This is a genomic window from Idiomarina sp. (assembly GCF_019431395.1).
Taxonomy (GTDB): Bacteria; Pseudomonadota; Gammaproteobacteria; order Enterobacterales; family Alteromonadaceae; genus Idiomarina.
Genome location: NZ_CP080268.1, coordinates 2,738,190 through 2,759,630, shown reverse-complemented (window position 1 = coordinate 2,759,630; position 21,441 = coordinate 2,738,190). Strand labels below are relative to the sequence as shown.

The 21,441-nt window shown below is 51.1% G+C and carries 21 protein-coding genes; 9 read left to right on the top strand and 12 right to left on the bottom strand.

Features of this window, described 5'->3' with window-relative positions:
- The first annotated feature begins 48 nt into the window (after positions 1 to 48).
- The 8 genes from nadC (at position 49) to yacG (ending at position 6,382) form a co-directional block, all read left to right on the top strand.
- Positions 49 to 903 carry a carboxylating nicotinate-nucleotide diphosphorylase gene (gene nadC / locus KZ771_RS13385; protein WP_290573719.1) on the top strand — a complete coding sequence of 285 codons (855 nt, stop codon included), beginning with the start codon at positions 49 to 51 and terminating at the stop codon, positions 901 to 903.
- 75 nt (positions 904 to 978) lie between these two features.
- Complete coding sequence (locus KZ771_RS13380) at positions 979 to 1,437, top strand: prepilin-type N-terminal cleavage/methylation domain-containing protein (RefSeq protein ID WP_290653895.1); 459 nt, start codon at positions 979 to 981, stop codon at positions 1,435 to 1,437.
- Positions 1,438 to 1,460: 23 nt separating this feature from the next.
- Positions 1,461 to 2,774 (top strand): GspE/PulE family protein, encoded by a 1,314-nt coding sequence (locus KZ771_RS13375; RefSeq protein ID WP_290573695.1) that lies wholly within the window; start codon positions 1,461 to 1,463, stop codon positions 2,772 to 2,774.
- Positions 2,761 to 3,807, top strand: a complete 1,047-nt coding sequence (locus KZ771_RS13370) for a type II secretion system F family protein (RefSeq protein WP_290573694.1) — start codon at positions 2,761 to 2,763, stop codon at positions 3,805 to 3,807. Before KZ771_RS13375 ends, KZ771_RS13370 begins: the two co-directional genes overlap by 14 nt.
- 12 nt (positions 3,808 to 3,819) lie before the next feature.
- Positions 3,820 to 4,677, top strand: a complete 858-nt coding sequence (locus KZ771_RS13365; RefSeq protein WP_290573693.1) for an A24 family peptidase — start codon at positions 3,820 to 3,822, stop codon at positions 4,675 to 4,677.
- A gap of 2 nt (positions 4,678 to 4,679) precedes the next feature.
- Positions 4,680 to 5,294 (top strand): dephospho-CoA kinase, encoded by a 615-nt coding sequence (gene coaE / locus KZ771_RS13360; RefSeq protein WP_290573692.1) that lies wholly within the window; start codon positions 4,680 to 4,682, stop codon positions 5,292 to 5,294.
- A gap of 90 nt (positions 5,295 to 5,384) precedes the next feature.
- Complete coding sequence (locus KZ771_RS13355) at positions 5,385 to 6,167, top strand: cell division protein ZapD (protein ID WP_290653894.1); 783 nt, start codon at positions 5,385 to 5,387, stop codon at positions 6,165 to 6,167.
- 23 nt (positions 6,168 to 6,190) lie between these two features.
- On the top strand, positions 6,191 to 6,382 hold the full coding sequence (gene yacG, locus KZ771_RS13350; RefSeq protein ID WP_133539683.1) for a DNA gyrase inhibitor YacG: 192 nt from the start codon (positions 6,191 to 6,193) through the stop codon (positions 6,380 to 6,382).
- On the opposite strand, the gene mutT is transcribed toward yacG, so the two are convergent.
- From mutT to KZ771_RS13335, 3 genes are all read right to left on the bottom strand, one after another.
- Entirely contained in the window at positions 6,379 to 6,801 is a 423-nt protein-coding gene (gene mutT, locus KZ771_RS13345) for an 8-oxo-dGTP diphosphatase MutT (RefSeq protein ID WP_133539685.1), read from the bottom strand. The genes yacG and mutT overlap by 4 nt on opposite strands.
- Before the next feature lie 3 nt (positions 6,802 to 6,804).
- Complete coding sequence (gene secA, locus KZ771_RS13340; protein WP_133539687.1) at positions 6,805 to 9,516, bottom strand: preprotein translocase subunit SecA; 2,712 nt, start codon at positions 9,514 to 9,516, stop codon at positions 6,805 to 6,807.
- A gap of 79 nt (positions 9,517 to 9,595) precedes the next feature.
- Positions 9,596 to 10,528 carry a M23 family metallopeptidase gene (locus tag KZ771_RS13335; RefSeq protein ID WP_133539689.1) on the bottom strand — a complete coding sequence of 311 codons (933 nt, stop codon included), beginning with the start codon at positions 10,526 to 10,528 and terminating at the stop codon, positions 9,596 to 9,598.
- Between the two features lie 52 nt (positions 10,529 to 10,580).
- Between KZ771_RS13335 and KZ771_RS13330 the strand changes: the two genes are divergently transcribed.
- Positions 10,581 to 11,018, top strand: coding sequence for a DUF721 domain-containing protein (locus KZ771_RS13330; protein ID WP_290573690.1), 438 nt, complete (start codon positions 10,581 to 10,583; stop codon positions 11,016 to 11,018).
- 29 nt (positions 11,019 to 11,047) lie between these two features.
- On the opposite strand, the gene lpxC is transcribed toward KZ771_RS13330, so the two are convergent.
- The 9 genes from lpxC to murD form a co-directional block, all read right to left on the bottom strand.
- Complete coding sequence (gene lpxC / locus KZ771_RS13325) at positions 11,048 to 11,965, bottom strand: UDP-3-O-acyl-N-acetylglucosamine deacetylase (protein ID WP_133539693.1); 918 nt, start codon at positions 11,963 to 11,965, stop codon at positions 11,048 to 11,050.
- Between the two features lie 116 nt (positions 11,966 to 12,081).
- A complete protein-coding gene (gene ftsZ, locus KZ771_RS13320) occupies positions 12,082 to 13,272 on the bottom strand; it encodes a cell division protein FtsZ (protein ID WP_133539695.1) in 1,191 nt (396 codons plus the stop codon).
- A 43-nt stretch (positions 13,273 to 13,315) separates the two neighbouring features.
- Positions 13,316 to 14,548, bottom strand: a complete 1,233-nt coding sequence (gene ftsA / locus KZ771_RS13315; RefSeq protein ID WP_133539697.1) for a cell division protein FtsA — start codon at positions 14,546 to 14,548, stop codon at positions 13,316 to 13,318.
- A 6-nt stretch (positions 14,549 to 14,554) separates the two neighbouring features.
- Positions 14,555 to 15,319: a cell division protein FtsQ/DivIB gene (locus tag KZ771_RS13310; protein ID WP_133539699.1), complete on the bottom strand. Its 765-nt coding sequence runs from the start codon at positions 15,317 to 15,319 to the stop codon at positions 14,555 to 14,557.
- Positions 15,319 to 16,242 (bottom strand): D-alanine--D-alanine ligase, encoded by a 924-nt coding sequence (locus KZ771_RS13305; RefSeq protein ID WP_290653893.1) that lies wholly within the window; start codon positions 16,240 to 16,242, stop codon positions 15,319 to 15,321. The genes KZ771_RS13310 and KZ771_RS13305 overlap by 1 nt, the downstream gene beginning before the upstream one ends.
- Positions 16,242 to 17,714: a UDP-N-acetylmuramate--L-alanine ligase gene (murC, locus tag KZ771_RS13300; RefSeq protein ID WP_290573687.1), complete on the bottom strand. Its 1,473-nt coding sequence runs from the start codon at positions 17,712 to 17,714 to the stop codon at positions 16,242 to 16,244. Before murC ends, KZ771_RS13305 begins: the two co-directional genes overlap by 1 nt.
- A gap of 13 nt (positions 17,715 to 17,727) precedes the next feature.
- Entirely contained in the window at positions 17,728 to 18,825 is a 1,098-nt protein-coding gene (murG, locus tag KZ771_RS13295) for an undecaprenyldiphospho-muramoylpentapeptide beta-N-acetylglucosaminyltransferase (protein WP_290653892.1), read from the bottom strand.
- Positions 18,822 to 20,051: a putative lipid II flippase FtsW gene (gene ftsW, locus KZ771_RS13290; protein WP_290653891.1), complete on the bottom strand. Its 1,230-nt coding sequence runs from the start codon at positions 20,049 to 20,051 to the stop codon at positions 18,822 to 18,824. Before ftsW ends, murG begins: the two co-directional genes overlap by 4 nt.
- The gene (gene murD / locus KZ771_RS13285; RefSeq protein WP_290653890.1) at positions 20,035 to 21,438 is read right to left on the bottom strand and encodes a UDP-N-acetylmuramoyl-L-alanine--D-glutamate ligase; all 1,404 of its coding nucleotides are present in this window, start codon (positions 21,436 to 21,438) and stop codon (positions 20,035 to 20,037) included. Before murD ends, ftsW begins: the two co-directional genes overlap by 17 nt.
- Positions 21,439 to 21,441 lie beyond the last annotated feature (3 nt).

The window sequence follows — 21,441 nt, the reverse complement described above, 5'->3', positions numbered from 1 at the left end:
CCCTAGTATCCTCATTGTGCAACCAAAGGTAAAGCCGCCATGGAAGTGATGTCCTCAATCGAATTGCAGTCGTTAAAACAACAAGTCGCTCAGGCATTGGCAGAAGATTTATCAGCCGTTGATGCTGAGCTCGATATTACCGCACAGTTGATCGCAAAGGATACCCGCTCAGACGCAACGATTATTACCCGCGAACCAATGGTAATGTGCGGAATGGCTTGGGTTAACGAGGTATTTCAGCAGCTGGATCCTGAAGTAAACATCGATTGGCAGGTCACTGATGGCGACCATGTTGATGAAAACACCGTGCTGTGTCAGCTATCCGGAAGCAGTCGTTCCTTACTTACCGGCGAGCGAACTGCACTGAATTTTCTGCAAACATTAGCCGGCACAGCGACCTTAACGGCCCGTTATACCGAGCTATTGGCCGGCTCTGGCACACGCCTGCTGGATACCCGAAAAACCTTACCCGGGCTGCGTCTGGCACAAAAATATGCGGTTCGCTGCGGTGGCGGAAAAAATCATCGTATCGGGCTATACGACGCCTATTTGATCAAAGAAAATCATATTGCTGCCTGTGGCGGCATTGCCAATGCGGTTACGCAAGCACATAAACTTAACCCCGGTAAACCCGTCGAAGTCGAGGTGGAAAACCTGACTGAGTTTGGTCAGGCGCTGGCAGCTAAAGCCGACATCATCATGTTAGATAACTTTTCGCTGGATGATATTCATCAAGCGGTTAAGCAAAACCAACAGCAGGGCAAAACGGCGCAATTAGAGGTATCTGGCAACATAACCGATGCCCGCCTTAGCGAATTAAAGGACACGGGGGTGGATTTTATTTCCTCCGGCGCGTTAACCAAACACGTGCAGGCTATTGACCTGTCGATGCGCATTAGTTGATCGCTTACAGGTTAATCTGTTTGCGCAGTTAGCGCTCATCAACCATGCTTGCGGCTTTTATTGACGAGAGCCGCCATGCACTACCCCAACTCCAGACAATTTGCTTTTAGCCTCATCGAGCTGATGGTCGTTATTGCCATTATCGCAATACTTTCGTCACTGGCTATTCCGGCTTACCATCAATATACACAGCGTGCAAAAGCGACGCAGGCACTGCAACATGCACAACCGCTGCAACTCGCTATCGCGCTATGCTGGCAACTGGAGGGTAATCTTGATGCCTGCGCCAGCCCCGGTGTAAACGGCATACCCGAGCTACCCACACCGCTGCCGGAATCACTCAGCGACTTATCCTTGCAGCCGGCAGGCGTAATAACTTTGCAACTCAAAGAAGTTAAAGTTGATAACCAGCCTGTTTCGGTGAGCTTAGTTCCGGCCGAGCAACAAGGCATGCTAGCCTGGCAAACCCAATGTTCTGACTTTAACAGTGGGCGTTCGGTTATCGCCAATTGCAACGCAGGTTTGATACCGTGAACTGCGCCGGACAGCTCGCCGACATGCCCCGTTCCGAATCCGCCGCAGAGGCAACCCTGCGTTCAACCATGGGCTTAGCCGTGGGCAATTTCTGTATCCTGTATCAAAATGACGAAATTGCCTTAGTGGCACTGGCTAAAACCGCAATGACAAAGTCTGCGCAGCTGCATTTGGCGTGGCAAACCTTATCCACGGCACGCGTTGTTATCATTGAATTGTGTCATCAACACCAGTGCTTGATTGATACCCGGGCAGCCGTCACGGACTGGTTGACCCAATTGATTACTTATACGCTGAGGCAGCAAGCGTCGGACGTCCACCTGGAACCAACCATTAATAGCCTTCGTATTCGCATCCGCGTGGCCGGTGAGCTGATAACCCTACAACACTTAAGCGCAGATGACGGCAAACAGTTGATTGCTCATATTAAGGTTCTGGCCGATTTGGATAGTAGTGAACAGCGACGTTCGCAGGACGGGCGTTTTTCTGTAACTGTTACCGTTGATGATAAGCAACCGCTTACTGCCTACGACTTTCGGGTCAGCACCTGCGCTGTCATGTCCGGAGAAAAGCTGGTACTTCGCAGCTTGGGTATGCTGGAGCAAGTCAGTGCACTTTCCCGCTTAGGGCTAACCCAGACACAGTTGATGGTTACCTCACGAGCACTTAAGAGCGCACAGGGGCTTATCTTAGTCACGGGACCAACCGGCAGCGGTAAAACCTCCACGCTATACAGCCTCCTGCAGCGACTTAATCAGCGTGCCTTAAATATCTGCACGGTAGAAGACCCTGTCGAAATACGTTGTCCGGGGATAAACCAGGTACCGGTGCGGCAACAACAGCAACTGGACTTTGCTACGATTCTGCGAACCTTGCTACGGCAAGATCCGGACGTCCTGATGGTGGGTGAAATTCGTGACAGCGAAACCGCCCGGGTGGCACTTCAGGCAGCTCAAACCGGGCACCTTGTACTCGCCTCGCTGCACACCAGTGGCGCGCTGGCAAGCTTTCAGCGCTTACAGGCTTTAGGGATTCCGGAAGCGGAAATAGCCAGCGCGTTAAGCTTAATCGTAAGCCAACGGCTACTACGACGCTTGTGCAAACGCTGTAAGGGAGTTGGTTGCACACATTGTCACAGCGGGTATCAGGGTCAATTACCCTGCTTTGAGGTGACTCCCTGGCAAGCCGACACCTTACTTAAGCTCCGCACTCAATCGCTGGCAGGAATGCTTAACGCACAGCAACTTCCGACTTTGGCACAACACGCTAACCAGCTGGTCAAAGCGGGTAAAACATCGGCTCAACAGGCAGCGAGATTAGAGCATGCCAGCGCGTAGAAAACCGATGTGTTATAAGCACCAACAGTTATTAATGGCGGCATTTGAACAGCTCGGTCTGCTGCTGGAAAGCGGTCTTCCGATGCGCAGTGCGCTGCAGGTTACCACCGCACAAACGACAGATAAGCTGGTGCGACAGGTATTGATAAGGTTCTCGCAAACGGTTAACCAGGGTTTACCCTTATACCGTGCCGCGCCCGAGTTGCCGGCGAAAATTCCGGTAAGCTTTACTGGTTACCTGCAATTAGCTGAGCAAAGCGGTCAGTTTGTTACGGTGTTAAATCACATGGTGGATGAGTTTAACCACGCCCATGCACAGCGTCAGCATATCAAAGCGGCCGTGCGTTACCCGCTTGCCATTCTGGCCCTGTCGATTGTTATTAGCGTCGGCCTGTTAGTTTTTGTGTTGCCGAAGTTTACCGCTTTATTTGGTGCCGGCCAGCTGCCATTGCTGACACAAAAGTTATTGGCCTTTTCGTTGTTGCTCAGCAACTACGGCAACATGTTACTGACCGCCTGCCTGCTAATAGCATTGGGCGCATGGTTAAGCCGCCGCTATTACCGGGGTATCTGGCAACGCAGTTTACTGTACTTGCCGGTTATCGGAACTCTGACCGAGCAGGCACGTCAACAACAGATGTTTCAGCGGCTGGCCCTATTGCAGCGTTCAGGTATGGCGGCAGTTGCGGCCATAAAACTTTGCGCTCAAAGTAGTGCCTGGTTAAAAACACGCGATGATTGTAACAAGTTGGCCGACTTAGTTTCGGACGGCAATGCCTGGTCGGTGGCGCTTAATCATATCGGCCTCAATCATCCGTTAATTACTGCCTATATCAGTACCGGTGAACAAACCGGCAGAATTGACTTTATGATGACCAAACTAGCCCAACAGCTCAGTAACGATTTACGTCGCCGCAGTCAACAACTGGTTGGCATGATACAGCCCTTGCTGATGCTGTCGTTAGGCGGCATTATAGGCGTGATTTTACTCGCCATGTACCTACCAATTTTTACATTGGGGCAGCAGTTTTAACAGGAAGACATAATGGAAACTCTCTACGCCGCCGGCCAATGGCCTGCTGTACTCATCGGTATTCTGCTTGGCGCCTGCGTCGGTAGCTTTTTGAACGTCGTCATTGTACGCCTGCCAAAGCAGTTACAGCAGCAGTGGCAACGCGAGTGCGCGGAACTTAACGGACAGCCCGTTAAAGAATTGGACCGTTATAACCTCGCACACCCGCCGTCGCACTGTCCACAATGTCAGCACCGTATCGCATGGTATGACAATATTCCATTGCTAAGTTATGTCGTATTGATGGGCCGCTGTCGACATTGCCGCGATACCATTCCGGTTGTTTACTGGCTGGTAGAATTACTCATGACTGCAGTAATAGGTTATGCAGCCTGGACGCTGGGTATTACCTTACCCTGGTTGGTGCTGTTAGTCGCAACCGCGTTGTTAGTGGCAATGGTGGTTATCGATGCACGCCATCAGCTGCTACCTGACCAATTAACATACTGCCTGCTTTGGCTGGGCTTATTGTGGTCAATCAGCGGGCAATCCGCCATTACCCCAACAACCGCGCTAATTGGTGCCGCAGCCGGATACCTGAGCTTGTGGCTAGTCTACTGGGCATTTAAATTGCTCACCGGCAAGGAAGGCCTGGGTTATGGCGATTTTAAATTGCTTGCCGCTATCGGCGCATTTACCGGCGCAACCTTGCTACCGGTAACCATCCTGGCCAGTTCGCTGGTGGGGATCGTTGTCGGTGTTATCGCGATGCTTAAACGCGGCTATTCAGCCCCAATTCCATTCGGACCTTTTTTAATTGGTGGCGGCTTAATCAGTTATTTTTACGGTAATGAACTACTACTTAGTTACTGGCAATGGATAGGCTTTTAACGATGGCAAATTATATTGTGGGACTGACCGGCGGTATTGGCAGCGGCAAATCAGCCGCCTCGGATTATTTCGCGACACTCGGCATCGATATTGTTGATGCCGACGTCATAGCCCGTGAGGTTGTGAGTCCCGGAAGCCCCTGTCTGAAGGAAATCGTAAAACATTTTGGTGATCATCTGCTGGATCACCAGGGGGCGCTTAATCGCAAAGCTTTACGGCAACTCGTGTTTGACAGCGAAGAGCATAAACAATGGTTAAATAACTTATTGCATCCGGCTATTCGAACGCGAATACTCGAGCAATTAAGCCATGCTAGCTCGCCTTATGTCATCCTGGTGGCACCATTGCTATTAGAGAACAACCTCGACCGGTTCTGTCAGCGGGTATTAGTGATTGACGTACCCGAATCGTTGCAAGTACAGCGGACCCTTGAACGCGACCAAACCTCAGCGCAGCAGGTAGAGGCCATAATGGCGTCACAGGTAACGCGCGAGCAACGGCTGGCGCATGCCGATGACGTTGTCCGTAACGACGGTAGCCTTGCACAGCTGCAGCAACAAATTAATCACTTACACGGCCTCTATCAGCAACAGGCAAGTAGTTGGCAGCATGATTGATTACATTCGTTAACAGTCCGGCCATTGCACCCCGATACTATTCAGTTATCATACTCGGAATAATAAAGAGCAGGGTTCCGGGACAACCAAATGAGCAGCGAGCAACAAAGTAGCAGCGTCTATGAGTATCCACTTCAGGAGCGTTTTCGCACCTATCTGCGGCTGGAACATAGCTTCGCGGAACTGAACAATGCGTTGGCACTGGCTGAGCACGCCCCGTTGGCGTTTTTTAATACGCTATTTGCTACCCAGGAGCTGATCGAACGCAACGATATCAAAACTGAGCTGGCAAAAGACCTGGAGCTGCAACGAGCGACGATGGAGCGCTGGCAGAACCACCCCCAGATCGATCAAAATGCGTTACAGGGCGCGCTGCAGAGCATCACCATGGCCTCAGATAATCTGCAATATATCGGTCGCGCATTGCGCCAACTAAAAGACGATCGGTTTTTAGCAAGTATTCGATCGCGCTTGATACAGCCCGGAATAACCGGCTTATTCGAGTTACCGCAATTACAGCGTTGGTTAAGTCAGCCGCTGGCACTACAACTGCAGCATTGGCAACACTGGCATGAGGCAGTGCAACCACTGGCTGCCGCTATTCAATTACAATTGGAATTAACCCGCCAACAGGGTGAATTTGACACGGTGGTTGCCCGTAACGGATTTTGGCAGGAAAGTTGCGACCCGCTCGCGCTACTGCGCATTCGCATGCCTCCCGACAGCCCTTATTACCCGATTGTTAGTGGCCACCGCCAACGTTTCACGCTGCGGTTTATGGCAATACCGACATCTACCGATGCCGATGCCGCCAACGAGGACATCACCTTCGAACTGGCGCGCAGTCCGCTGTTAAGTACCACCACCAGCTAACCATAAAGATAAGCGAGGATATTATGCCAACAACCGTAGATTGTCCGACCTGCCAAACACAGGTTGAATGGAGCGACAATTCTCCTTACAAACCCTTTTGCAGTGAACGTTGCAAATTGATCGACTTAGGCGAGTGGGCAAACGAAGAAAAGTCGATTCCGGGAGAACCCGCCGTTGTTCCCGAACAAGTTCCGGGCAACGACGATATCTATTAATAACTATTGAGGGTGTCGACTAAGCGTTCGACGATGGGTTGATTAGCGTCAGGGAATTGAAACGCGTCCAGCTGCGCAATATCAACCCAAAGCCATTGCTGGCCTTCCAGTTGTTTTGCTTCACCACGATATTTTAGTACCCACCAAACGTCGAGTAACACCCGCTTGTCCTGGTATTGGTGTTCTACTACGGTCAGTGGAGCACAGTCCTCAACTTCTATATTGCATTCTTCTTTTAACTCACGAGCTAGTGCTTGTTGCACAGACTCACCAGGCTCTACTTTGCCGCCGGGAAACTCCCATTTGCCACCCTGGTGTTGCTCAGGCAGGCGTTGGGCAATAAAGATCTCGCCATTATCGTTTTCGATAACCCCAACCGCGACATGCACGGTTGGGAGCTGACTGTCTGCTTCACTCATGAGTTATAGTTTACCGTGGCAATGTTTATATTTTTTACCCGATCCACAAGGGCAGGGATCGTTACGTCCAACTTTAGGACCGCGCTGCGCCGGTGCACCGGCATTAGCATTAGGTTGCTCAGCCTGGCCCGTTGCACTAGCTTGCTCGTGCTTAAATTCCCGTGGTGCTGAATCTGCCGCTTTGCGTTGCTGATCAACCGCATCGACGTCTTCAGGCGCACGAACCTTAACTCGGCTTAGAATGGTAACCACGTCAAGCTTCAGGTTTTCCAGCATCTCACTGAATAACTCAAACGCTTCGCGCTTGTATTCCTGTTTTGGATTTTTCTGAGCGTAACCACGCAAATGGATACCCTGACGCAAGTGGTCCATCGCTGCAAGGTGCTCTTTCCAATGCTGATCCAGGCTTTGCAGCATAATCGACTTTTCAAAACGGCGCAGCGTCTCGGCACCGACCATGTCTTCTTTTTCCTGATACGCTTTGGTAAGCGCCTCTAACACCCGTTCGCGTAGTACTTCCTCGTGGAAGTGGTCATCCTCTTCCAGCCATTGCTGTAGAGGAACTTCCACGTCAAAGTCTGCGCGCAAGCGCTCTTCAAGCGAGGCAAGATCCCAAAGTTCGGCCAAAGACTGCGGCGGAACATACTCGTCAATCACCGCATTGATGACATCTTCACGGATAACCTGAATCGTCTCCGAGATATCACCTTCATCCAGCAATTCATTACGCTGCTCGTAGACGACACGGCGCTGGTCATTGGCGACGTCGTCGTATTCCAACAGTTGCTTACGAATATCAAAGTTACGCCCTTCGACTTTACGCTGTGCGTTTTCTATCGCTCGCGTCACCCAGGGGTGCTCAATCGCCTCGCCTTCTTTCATACCCAGTCGTTTCATCATTGAAGCCATCCGATCGGACGCAAAGATACGCATCAGCGAATCTTCTAACGACAGATAGAAACGTGACGAACCCGGGTCACCCTGACGACCAGAACGACCGCGTAGCTGATTATCGATACGGCGTGACTCATGACGCTCGGTACCAATAATATGCAGGCCCCCTGCTTCAATCACTTGATCATGAAGGGTTTGCCATTCTTGCTTTATTGCGTCAATTTTTTCGTTAGACGGCTCTTCAAGCTTTTCGACTTCAGCCATCCAGCTACCACCTAACACGATATCGGTACCACGACCGGCCATGTTGGTAGCAATGGTCACCGCGCCGGGACGCCCGGCCTGCGCAATGATGTCGGCTTCGTGGGCATGGAATTTTGCGTTAAGTACCGCATGCGGTATCTTTTTCTTCTTCAGTAGCTGCGATAATAATTCCGAGTTTTCAATCGACACCGTACCAACCAGTACCGGCCTACCCTGCTTACGACACTCATGAATATCTTCTGCTATCGCCTCGTACTTTTCTTTGGTCGTGAGGTAGATGAGGTCAGCGCGGTCGTCACGCACCATCGGCTTGTTGGTGGGAATGACGACGGTTTCCAGACCATAAATTGATTGGAATTCGAATGCTTCGGTATCGGCTGTACCCGTCATACCGGCTAATTTGTCATACAAGCGGAAGTAGTTCTGGAAGGTAATCGAGGCCAGTGTTTGGTTCTCGTTTTGTATCTCTACGCCTTCCTTAGCTTCTACTGCCTGGTGCAGGCCTTCTGACCAACGTCGGCCTTCCATGGTACGGCCGGTGTGTTCGTCTACAATGACAATTTTGCCGTCTTTGACGATATAGTCGACATCTTTCTGGAACAAGTGATGCGCCCGTAACGCCGCATTAATATGATGCAAAAGCGTAATATTGGCGGCAGAATAAAGCGAATCATCCTCACCCAGCATGCCGCGTTCTTTAAGTAGTGACTCAACGTGCTCCTGACCGTGCTCGGTCAAGTGCAGCTGTTTCGCCTTTTCATCAATAGTAAAATCGCCGTCACCCTTTTCTTCTTCGGTATCTTCTTTTTCCTGACGGGTTAATAGCGGTACCAGCTCATTCATTTTGGTGTACATCTCGGAGCTGTCTTCTGCCGGCCCGGAGATAATTAACGGTGTACGAGCTTCGTCAATCAGGATCGAATCAACTTCATCGACTAGCGCGTAGTAAAGCTCGCGCTGCACGCGATCTTCCGGTGAAAACGCCATGTTGTCGCGCAAATAGTCAAAACCAAATTCGTTATTCGTGCCGTAGGTGATGTCGGCTTGGTAGGCTTCTTTTTTCTGTTGCGGTGGCAATCCGGGTATATTAAAAGCAACCGTCATGCCCAAAAATTCAAATAATGGGCGGTTAAATTCAGCATCGCGGCGCGCCAGATAATCGTTAACGGTGATGATGTGAACACCTTTGCCCGCCAGCGCGTTCAAATAAGCCGGCAGGGTCGCGGTTAACGTTTTACCTTCACCGGTTTTCATTTCGGCGATGCGATTTTCATCCAGCACCATACCACCGACCATTTGCACGTCAAAGTGGCGCATTTTAAACACACGCTTACTAGCTTCGCGCACTGTAGCGAATGCCTCCGTTAACAAACTCTGCAGGCTCTCGCCATCGGCTAAGCGCTTTCGAAATTCCGCTGTTTTGTCTTTGAGTTCTGCGTCGGATAACGCTTCGAATTCAGGCTCCAGCTGGTTAATTTGGTTAACCTTTTTGGATAGCGCCTTCAGAATGCGGTCGTTACGACTGCCAAATACTTTACTAAACAAACTGCCTAACATGAGTACGGAATTTCCTGTCTTGTAAAATTACAACAAAAGCGACGCCTACAGTACCGGCGTCGCTCGCGTTTATCTGTTTTTATTCATCGTCGAGCTTGCGATAAACAAACTGATTGGGGTCAATTTGCTGGTCATTGCGCAACACTTCATAATGTACGTGCGGTCCGGTTGAACGGCCCGTGTTACCCATTTCGGCAATCGCCTGGCCGCGCGTTACCACGTCACCGACTTCAACTAACAACGTGTCGTTGTGCCCATAGCGCGTTTTTAGCCCGCCACCATGGTCGATTTCAATGAGTTGACCGTAGCCCCATCTATCGCCGGCCCAGGTTACAACGCCGGCACCGGTTGCCACCACTTTGACGTCCTCGGCATAACTGGCAAAATCGAGGCCCTTATGCATTGCCGGTGTGCCGTTAAACGGATCTTTTCTTACTCCGTATTGCGATGATAGCCACCCCTCGCTAATGGGACGCCCAGCTATATAACTCGCATTAGAGACATTGTGGTTCATCATTACAGATTCAAGGAGGGATAGCTGTTTTTGTTTATCCGAGATGTGATTTAGTAGCTGGTCTATTTCGGCTAATACATCGGTGCCCGACGCTTTGGGAAGCTCAGAGGTGACGGCTTCGGGGCCGCCCAGCGGAATGTCACTGTTAAAGTTAAACTCTCCGTTGCTGAGATTGGCTTTTTCTGCCAAACGCTCACCGAGCGCGTCTAAGCGACGCACCTGCGCGCGTAGTTCGCCTAAATAAACAGTCATTGCGCCTAATTTTTTTTCGGTCTTTTCGCGCATCTCGGCAACAACCTGCTGCTGGACCGCTAAGTTACGCTGCTCAGCCGTTATTTTCTCTTGTGCCAGCTGTGGATCGATCCCCTGGTATTCCCACGGTGACCACGCAGCCAACAGTACGACACTCAGTAAACCGGTGTAAGATAACAAGCGTCGTCGCGTCAGACTAAAACGAAATCGTATTTTTGAGCCTCGGTAAAAGACTGATAAACTCATGAATACTCTCTTTTATAGGGTTCTTAATCGAGCGCCAGGTATAAACAACACCATGAGTCATAAACCCAAAACTCCCAAACAATGGCTCCGTTCCAACGTCGAGCCGCAATCGCAAACACTGCAACGATACGCACAGTTTGCCGTTCAACTGAAACAATGGCAACAATTGTTTGCTGAAGCGGCACAGCGACCGCTTATCGAACACTGTCAGCTGATTAACGTGCGCGATAACAAACTCATTGTTGAGGCCGATTCGGCTACTTGGGCAACCCAATTAAAGTTACAACAAGGGCGCATTATAACGCATTTCCAACAGGATGCGACGGTTGCTGTTCAGACAATCGAAATCAAGGTGAAGCCGCAATTGGATCGCAGTGCACTAGCCAGCAGCGAGAAGGCGTCGCGTCGCGAACGCATTTTACGTTTGGCGGAAAACAGCCAGGAGCCATTAAAATCGGAACTATTAAAGATGGCAGATAGGATGTGGTAGCCCGACTAATGCAGGCTACCGTCAATACATTAAGCTAGGCTTGGCGCCCAATAGGTGATTGGAGACTCGGCTTCAGCGTCATCAAATGTTACAAATTCCCAGGCTTCCTGCTGTTGTAACAACGCTTGCAGTAGCTGGTTATTTAACGCATGCCCCGATTTGTATGCACGTAAGTGACCTAAAATACTATGCCCACCCATATACAGGTCGCCAATCGCATCGAGCATTTTATGCTTAACAAACTCGTCGTCGTAACGCAGGCCATCAGTATTCAGCACACGGAACTCGTCTAACACCACGGCATTATCGAAGCTCCCGCCCAAGGCAAGATTGTTCTTACGCAAATACTCGATGTCTTTCATAAAGCCAAAGGTACGCGCGCGGCTGATCTCTTTGATGAAAGCGCCGCTGTTGAAGTCCATTGACACTGCCTGACCCGTCTCAGCAATGGCCGGATGGTCAAAGTCGATGGCAAAATCAATGCGGAATCCATCGTAGGGTAGCAGTTCCGCCCATTTGCCATCTTCCTCTTCAACACGAATTGGCGACTTGATACGAATAAACTTCTTCGCCACAGACTGCTCTTCAATCCCCGCACTTTGTAGCAGGTAGACAAAGGGATGTGAGCTGCCATCCATAATCGGAATTTCGTGTGAATCGACTTCGATAATGCAGTTATCAATACCAACGCCGGCAAGCGCAGCTAATAGGTGTTCAACGGTCGATATGCGAACATTCTGTTCGTTTATCAAACACGTACACAACTGTGTGTCCCGCACCCAATCGGCTCGCGCAGGAATGTCCACCGCCGGATCCAAATCGACACGGCGAAATATCAAGCCAGTGTTAGCGGGCGCAGGGCGCAACGTCAAATTGACTTTGTTGCCCTTGTGCAGCCCAACACCAGTCGTTGAGATCGCTTGTTGTAATGTACGTTGTTTTACCATTAGCTAAACTCACCTCTTTAAACAGCGACTGGCTATACTCAACGTCAATGCCAGCGCGGCCGCATAGTATACGACATTTGTCATGGTGCAAGCAAATTTTGCTTATTTTTTACGCATCAATCGACTTGTTTGCGCAAAAATGCCGGAATATCTAAATAATCCAGCTCTTTATCCTGCTGTTTTTTAGGCGCAGTTTTACGAGCTGCCTCGGCCTGCGGTTCCGCTTGTTGCTCCTCGACTTCTTCGTAACGCGGTGCTGCAGCGCTGCGATCAAGGTCTGCACGGTAACTTGGTGCCGCATCGCGCTTGGTAGCCTGACCGCTGTTTACCAGCGAGATATCAGGTTTGCGCTCAGCACCTATACCTGTGGCAACTACAGTAACACGCAACTCATCAGACATTTCCGTATCGATAACAGTACCCACAATGACGGTCGCATTATCAGAAGCAAAGGCTTTAACCGTATTACCTACGGTTTCAAATTCGTCAATGCTCATATCCATGCCGGCAGTCACGTTAACTAATACGCCGCGCGCACCAGAAAGATCGATGTCCTCAAGCAGCGGACTGTTGATTGCCATTTCAGCCGCTTCCTGCGCACGGTCTTCACCGCTGGCAACACCTGTTCCCATCATCGCGGTGCCCATTTCTTTCATCACCGCACGCACGTCGGCAAAGTCGACGTTGATGAGACCCGGACGCGTAATTAGCTCAGCAATACCTTGTACCGCACCCAATAACACATTGTTAGCAGCACTAAAGGCATCCAGTAATGACGTACCCTTACCCATCACTTTGAGCAATTTTTCGTTTGGAATGGTGATTAACGAATCAACACTTTGCGACAAGGCGTTAATACCCTCGTCAGCAACTGCCATGCGCTTTTTACCCTCAAACGGGAACGGCTTGGTGACGACCGCAACGGTCAGAATACCCAGTTCTTTAGCAACTTCAGCGACAACCGGAGCCGCGCCTGTTCCAGTACCACCACCCATGCCAGCGGCGATAAAGACCATATCTGCACCTTCTAATTGTGCTTTAATGGCCTCGCGATCATCTTCAGCCGACTGGCGACCAACTTCCGGGTTTGCGCCTGCGCCCAAGCCCTTGGTAATTTCACCACCTAACTGAATGGTGACATCGGCAGTATGGTTACGCAGTGCCTGTGCGTCGGTGTTAGCAGCAATAAACTGCACACCTTCGATAGACTCTTTAACCATGTGTTGTACGGCGTTTCCGCCACCACCACCAACACCGATGACTTTTATGACGGCTTCACTTTCGTAATTATCCATCAGTTCAAACATAAGATTTCTCCCTACCTGCTTTTCTTATTGTGCTACCCCAGCGTTAAAACTCACCTTTAAACCAGCTTTGGACTTTTTGCCAAAGACCGATCACGTCAGTTTTACTGCTTTCCTTTTGCACCGCCGTCGTACTCTCCTGCCCATAGCGTAACAGGCCAACCGCGGTCGCATAAACCGGATCCTCTACATAATCTTTTAAGCCCTTAACATTAAGTGGCTTACCAATGCGCACCGGCATCTGAAAAATTTCTTCTGCAAACTCGACACAACCCTGCATTTTGGCGCTACCACCGGTAATCACCACACCGGCAGCAATTTGCTCGTCTAAGCCGCTCTGTACGATTTCGTCGCGCACCAGTTCAAATAACTCCTGGTAGCGAGGTTCAACCACCTCCGCCAGTGTGTGGCGTGACATCATGCGTGCCGGTCGGCCGCCTACCGATGGTACTTCGATGGTATCTTCCATACTGACCATTTGCCGCAACGCACAGGCATGCTGTGTTTTAATCTGTTCCGCGTGATTGGTTGGTGTGCGGAAAATTTTAGCAATATCACTGGTGACCTGATTACCCGCAGCCGGGATAACCGCCGTGTGTCGCAACACGCCGCCGGCATAAATACAAATATCAATAGTTCCGCCGCCCAGATCCACCAGTGCCACGCCAAGGTCTTTCTCATCATCGGTTAACACCGAGATACTCGACGCCAACGCCGAAAAAATCAGTTTATCTACCTGCAGTCCACAACGCTCAACCGCTTTGGTAATATTTTTTGCCATATCGTTGGCACAAGTAATGATGTGAACTTTCGACTCCATGCGCACCCCTGACATGCCAATGGGGCTGCGAATACTTTCCTGCGAGTCGATAACATATTCTTGTGGTAACACATGTAATATGCGCCGCTCTTTAGCAATCGGTACCGACTGTGCAGCATGGATAACATTATCAACGTCATCCTGAGTTACTTCGGCTTCGTTAATTGGCACCATGCCACTTTCGTTCTGGCAGGAAATATGGCGCCCGGAGATATTTAAAAATACCGAGGCAACACGGCAGTCTGCCATCAGTTCCGCTTCGTCAACCGCGCGCTGGATAGACTGCACCACTAAGTTAAGGTCATTAACCCCGCCTTTATCCATACCCCGGGCAGTCGTCACGCCTACACCAACCACGCTAATTTCATCATCCGGCAGCAGTTCGCCGATGAGCGCGGTAACCTTACTGGTCCCGATATCCAGCCCTACTACCATTTGACGTTCTGTTGCTTTCGACATATTGATTTAGCTCTCTTTTTGCTCTTGTTTGCGCCAACTCACTGCCGCGCCGGTATCGTACCTCAAATCAACCGTTGCTAACGCGTTTTGTTCACTGTTTTTATGTGCCTCGATTTGCGGTAGCAAATCAATAAAGCGTTTAATTCGTTCTAACGTTGCCTCACGTCCAAGTTTTAACTCGATACCATTACCAAGCACCACACTCACTGCAAAACGTTCGGTCAGGCGCATCGCTGTCACCGACATGCCATTAACCTCTAGCATCTGCTGCACTCGGTTAAACTGTTCCAGCGTCGTTTCTACCGCGGTTTCCGGACCAAACAACCGAGGCAATGGTTGCGCCAGTTTGTCGCTGTCCAAAGCTGCTTTAAACACATCACCCGATGCCGTGACCAAACGGTCATTATTCCAATAGGCCAGCGGTTCTCGCTCGGTGATATATACCGAAAGCCGGTCCGGCCAAACTTTACGCAACGACGCTTTAGCTACCCAGGGCAACTGTTCTACCCGCTGCCGCAAGGCATTAACATCCGCGGTAAAAAAGCTGCCCAGCGGTTGTCGAGTCAATGCCGCACGTACTTCGTGCTCACTTAACTGCTGCAATTCTCCCTGCACGTTTAAACGTGCCAAGGGTACCTGTTGCTCATCCTTAAGCACCGTAATCAATTTCGCCAATCCCAGCCCAAAGGCGACCAATGTCACTATGCAGGTCAATAAACCGAGCCAAAAATTCCAACTCGGTAATGCACGTCGATTGACCTTGACGGACATCAGGCCTCCAGCGTCTGCGCCAAAATCGCCTCAACCAGTGCTGGAAAGTCCATGCCCCGGGCTTGTGCCGCCATCGGAACCAGACTCTTTTCGGTCATACCCGGCACGGCATTAGCCTCTAGCAAATACCATTGGCCCTGCTCATCGCGCATGGCATCAATACGACCCCAGCCATGACACCCCAAGGCATCGAATGCTTGTACTGCCAGCGTTTGTAACTGCTGTTCGTCACTATCATTTAAACCCGCCGGGCAGTGGTACTGAGTATCGGTCGCTTGGTACTTAGCATCAAAATCGTAAAACTCATGCGGTGTCTGTAGCCGAATCACCGGCAGTGCCTCTGCACCTAATAGCCCAACGGTATATTCTTTGCCCACAATCCAACGCTCAATCAACACCTGCTGGTCATAGTTGAATGCTTGTGACAGCGCTTGCGCCAGTTGCTCAGCATTGTTCGCCACGCTCATGCCAATCGACGAACCTTCGTTCGCAGGCTTAACAATCACCCGTCCGCCCAACTGATGAATAACCCGGGCACAATCAATATCGGTATGCTGGGGCTTAACGCTAATGCTGGCGGCAACCGGCAGTCCCATCGCCTGCCAAATTTGCTTCGTTCGAACTTTGTCCATGGCCAGTGCACAGCCAAGAATACCGCTGCCGGTATAAGGCAATCCCAGCGTTTGTAATGCACCTTGCATACTGCCATCTTCACCACCGCGACCATGCAAGGCGATAAACACCCGCTCAAAGCCCTGTTCAATCAATTGCTGCACCGGCTGCTCAGCGGGGTCAAAGGCGCTGGCATCGATACCGCGCTCTGTTAATGCCGCCAACACTGCAGCACCGGATTTTAACGACACCGCTCGTTCGGCTGAACTGCCGCCCATCAGCACTGCTACTTTACCAAAGCCCTTAGTCATCAGCGCCGCTCCTGTTCCAGTACATCAAACGCCAAACGCTTGGCCAGTGCACCAATATTGCCTGCCCCCTGAGTTAACAGCAGGTCATTAGGTTCCAGCATATCGCCAATAACGTTAACCAGTTCATCGGGCGAGCTCACATAAACCGGTTCAACCTGCCCGCGCTGACGAATACTACGACTCAACGAGCGGCTGTCGGCACCGGTCACAGCTGCCTCTCCGGCGCTATAAACTTCCAGCAATAACAGTGAATCCACCTGTGACAGTACGTTAACGAAATCTTCATACAGATCACGTGTACGCGAATAACGGTGCGGCTGAAATGCCATCACTAAGCGTTTTTCCGGCCAGCCCTCACGAGCCGCTTTTATCGTGGCCTCCACTTCCGACGGATGATGACCGTAATCATCGACTAACATGACACTACCGCGTGCTTTTTTATCAGCCGGCCATTGTGGCACAACAAATTGTCCATAATGCTGAAACCGACGGCCTATCCCTTCAAACTTATCCAGTGCGCGCTGCAACGCCGCATCAGGTACACCCTCGTCAGTCGCTACGGCAACAGCAGCCAGCGCATTCAAAACGTTGTGACGCCCCGGCAAATTAAGCACTACAGCTAATGGTTCGTGGCCATCACGCAATACCGTAAAGCGGCTTTGGCCGCCTGACTGTTGATAATCGACCGCCCTTACATCCGCTTGTTCGTTAAAGCCATAGGTGATCGCCTGGCGACCAATGCGTGGTATCAGTTCGGCCACCACCGGATCATCAGTACACATAACGGCCAGCCCATAAAAAGGCAGGTTATGTAAGAATTCAACGTAGGTATCCAGCAGTTTGCTAAAGTCACCTTCGTAGGTGTCCATATGGTCTGCTTCGATATTGGTTACCACTGCTACCATGGGTTGCAGATGCAAAAATGAGGCATCGCTTTCGTCTGCTTCGGCAATCAGGTATTTACTATTACCCAGCCGCGCATTAGCGCCAGCAGAGTTCAACAAGCCACCGATGACAAAGGTTGGATCAAGCTCAGCTTCGGCAAAAACGCTTGCTAACAGCGACGTAGTGGTCGTTTTACCGTGAGTACCGGCAACTGCAATACCGTGTCGAAAGCGCATCAATTCAGCTAGCATCTCGGCGCGACGCACAATCGGTAAGCGCTGCTCTTTAGCCGCCTGCAGCTCCTCATTGTTGGGGTTAATCGCGCTGGACACTACCACCACACTGGCCTCTTCAATATTGTGATGGCTATGGCCAATGACCACATTGGCTCCCAGCGATTGCAACCGCTCGGTATTGGCGTTGGTTGCAATATCAGAGCCCGAGATGCGGTAGCCTTGATTTAATAACACCTCAGCAATACCGGCCATACCGGCCCCACCAATACCAATAAAGTGAATACGTTTAACCCGGCGCATTTCCGGCACGTTCACTATGGTAAAAGGTTGCTGTTGTGCTGTTACTGTCATTTTATTTCACCTGCTACGCCGCTCGGTTCCGAGCGCTATCAATACATTTTTGCGCCACATTAAGTGCCGCCTGCGGACTTGCACACTGACGCGCGAAGCGCGCCATTTTCCACAGTTGGTCAGGGTCTTGCAATAAACTTTGCAACTGCTTTGCAAGTTGCTCTGCAGTTAGTTCGGCTTGTGGCAGCAAAAGCGCGGCTCCAGCGTCCACTAACACGCGTGCGTTAGCTGTTTGATGGTCATCAACTGCATGTGGAAGCGGCACAAAGATTGCCGGCTTAGCTAATGCTGCAAGCTCTGATACAGTAAGTGCTCCGGCCCGGCAAATGACCAAATCCGCGTTGCAATATGCGCTTGCCATGTCGTCGATAAAGTCGCTAACCGAAAGGCTATGTTGCTGATTTCCGGCCTGGCTAGCGTACCCCTTCCGCACGGCAGGACTATTCCCCTCACCACACTGATGTACCACCTTAACGGGCATGGCCAGTTTTGCTGTAGCTTGGGGCAGTACGTCATTTAAGACCTTGGCGCCCAAACTTCCGCCGACCACAAGAATCGACAGTTTGTCTGCCGTTTCGCTATTATTTTCTGCTGCTTGCAAGGCCAATCGTTCAATCTCCTCGCGCAGCGGATTTCCAACCTGCTGTGCCTGCCGTAACGGTTTTTTAGCAAGCGGCAAGCCCAGCATTACTACCGACGCAATGGGCGCTAATAGCCGCGTTGTCATGCCTGCTACCGCATTTTGCTCATGTACCAACAGCGGCACACCGGCCCAGCGCGCGGCCATACCCATTGGCGCACAAACATAACCACCAAAGGTCAATACCACGTCAGGTTGTAATTGCTTTAACAATGCCCGGCACTGACGCACGGCCGACAGCAACGTCCACGGAGCTTTAAGCAGGCGCTTGGCTCCATGACCGCGCACGCCGGTCATACTAATCTGATGTAAAGCAATACCGTTGGCCGGCACCACTTTCGCTTCCAGCCTGGCTTCGCGGGTACCAACCCAGTCCACCTGCCAGCCCTCAGCAATAAGCTTTTTAGCCACCGCCAATGCCGGGAACACATGCCCGCCAGTGCCTGCTGCCGCGATCACGATGCGCTTCATTCAGCACCTCCACGCGGCGTTACTTTGCGCCCTGACATACGACGTTCGTGATCAATACGCAGCAGAATCCCTACCGCCATCGCTGACACCACCAAACTGGTGCCTCCGTAACTAATCAACGGCAAGGTTAAGCCCTTGGTCGGTAAAGCGCCGGAGGCAACACCAATATTGACAAATGCCTGCAAACTAAACCAAACCCCAATACCGTACGCCAGGTAGCCACCGTACCGCTGTTCTATAGCCAGGCAACGGCGACCGATGACTAACGCGCGACTAACCAGCATAAGCACCAGGCTAATTACAGCAACAACGCCAATAAAGCCAAGCTCTTCGGCAACTACTGACATAATAAAATCGGTATGCGCTTCGGGCAGGTACTGCAGTTTTTGAATACTATTGCCCAGCCCCAGACCACTAAACTGCCCTTGGCCAAAGGCAATAAGCGACTGCATTAATTGATAACCTGCGCCAAATGGGTCTTTCTCAGGCTCCAGGAATGTCAGCATTCGCTGCATCCGGTAGGGCTCGACAATAATGAGCAGAATCAATGCCAGCATAAACGTAATGAATACACCAAAGAACTGCCATAGTTTGGCACCGGCTAAAAACAGCATCGCGATAGTGGTCGCCGACATCACTGCGACAGTACCAAAGTCAGGTTGCATCAACAGCAGCACAGCAGCAATGAACAGCAACGCCAGCGGCTTAATAAAGCCTTTTAATGCTTCGCGGATCTCGTCTTCGCGACGCCCTAAATAACTCGCCATGTAGATATAGAAAAACAGCTTGGCCAGCTCCGCCACTTGTATCGTGATCGGACCTATTTTTATCCAACGCTGGGCGCCGTTGACCGAATGCCCCGCTACAAGTACCAACACCAGCAGCGCCAGGCCCACCAGCAACAGTTTGCCGCTATGTTGTTGCCAGGTTTGCATCGGCACCGCTAATGTCACTAACAACGTAATTAGCCCGGCAACGACATAAACCGTATGACGTAGGGCAAAATGGAACGGATTACCGGTTAGCTTTTCAGCTGTAGGGAGTGACGCAGAGGCAACCATCACAAAACCGAATAACAGCATGGTAACCGCTAGTGTTAGTAGAACTCGGTCATACAGGCTGGTGGAGTAGCCCGGCCATAACCAGTCCCGCAACGCCAGTAAGGGGTTACGCCCCGCAGCGGCAGCCATGTTAAGGTCGAGCTGCTGCTCATGCGCTTTGCTCATAACAGGCCTCCACCAGTTGCGCAAACTGCTCACCGCGCTGTTCAAAGTTGGCAAATTGATCAAAGCTAGCGCACGCAGGTGATAGCAGCACCATATCACCGCTTTCAGCTAACGAACTGGCCAGCCTTACCGCTGCGCTCAGGTCATTAAGTTGACGAGAGCCATTAAACAAGCGACCAATTTTAGGTCCGTCCTCGCCAATCGTTAGTAATACATCAACCTTGCTAAGGGCTGTGGTTAACTCAGTAAAGTCAGCGCCTTTACCAACCCCCCCGGCAATAACAATTAACTTACCGAGCACTATGGGCCGCATGCCTTCAATCGCGGCTTCGGTAGCGCCCATATTGGTCGCTTTAGAATCATTGACCCACTTAACGCCGTCACGTTCTTTGACTAACTGACAACGGTGCGCGAGCCCGTTAAATCGGGTTAAATGGCGAGCTGCTGCGTTCGGCTCAATATCAGCGGCCATGGCTAACGCAATGGCAGCCTGTGCATTGAGCAAATTATGAATGCCCTGCACGCCGAGTTGATGCGCACCCAGCAGCAAGCGTCCGTTATGGGTTATCCAGGTTTCTTGCTGATGCTGAACCAAACCAAAATCTTGCGCTGCTGCGTCTGCACCAAAAAATCGCTGAACACAGCCGCTAGCGGCATTTACCGGCTGGCAATCAGGTTGTTGGCGATTAATGACATGCTGCGCTGCGCGCTGGTATATACGTAATTTTGCCGCAGCGTAATCCTGCATGTCGCCATACCGGTCTAAATGGTCAGGGCTCAGGTTAAGCACAGTCGCGGCTATGGGTGCCAAGGTTTCAACCGTTTCCAGCTGAAAACTTGAAAGCTCCAGCACATAAAGATCAGCGCCTTGCTCCAGCGCATCAAGCGCCGGCAACCCGATATTGCCTGCAGCAATAGCCTTAATACCCTCTTGTTGGGCGATAAATTCAACCATTCGGGTAACCGTTGATTTGCCATTAGAACCGGTAATGGCGATGACGGGTTTATCAACCTGCTGTGCGAATAATTCAATATCACCCACAACCCGAACACCCGCTTGTCGCGCCAGCTCTAATGATTCATCGCGGGCATCGATGCCCGGACTCAGCACGATGACATCAGCAGCCAGCGTATCTTCAAGTCCCCATGGACCACAGATGACCTGCTCGTTGCCAAGTAACTGTATAGCTTCGTCTTTACCCGGGGCGTCGGTGCGTGAATCAAAAACATTGACCTGTAATTGTCCTGCTTCGATACGGCCGCTGAACTGGCGCAATAAAAAGCGCAATACCGAGCAACCGGACTTACCTAAGCCCAGCACGGTTACTTGCTCTATCTGTTGCCAGTCTATCCGAGGCGGGAGTTGTTGCCCGCTAGCCGCTGCCATTAT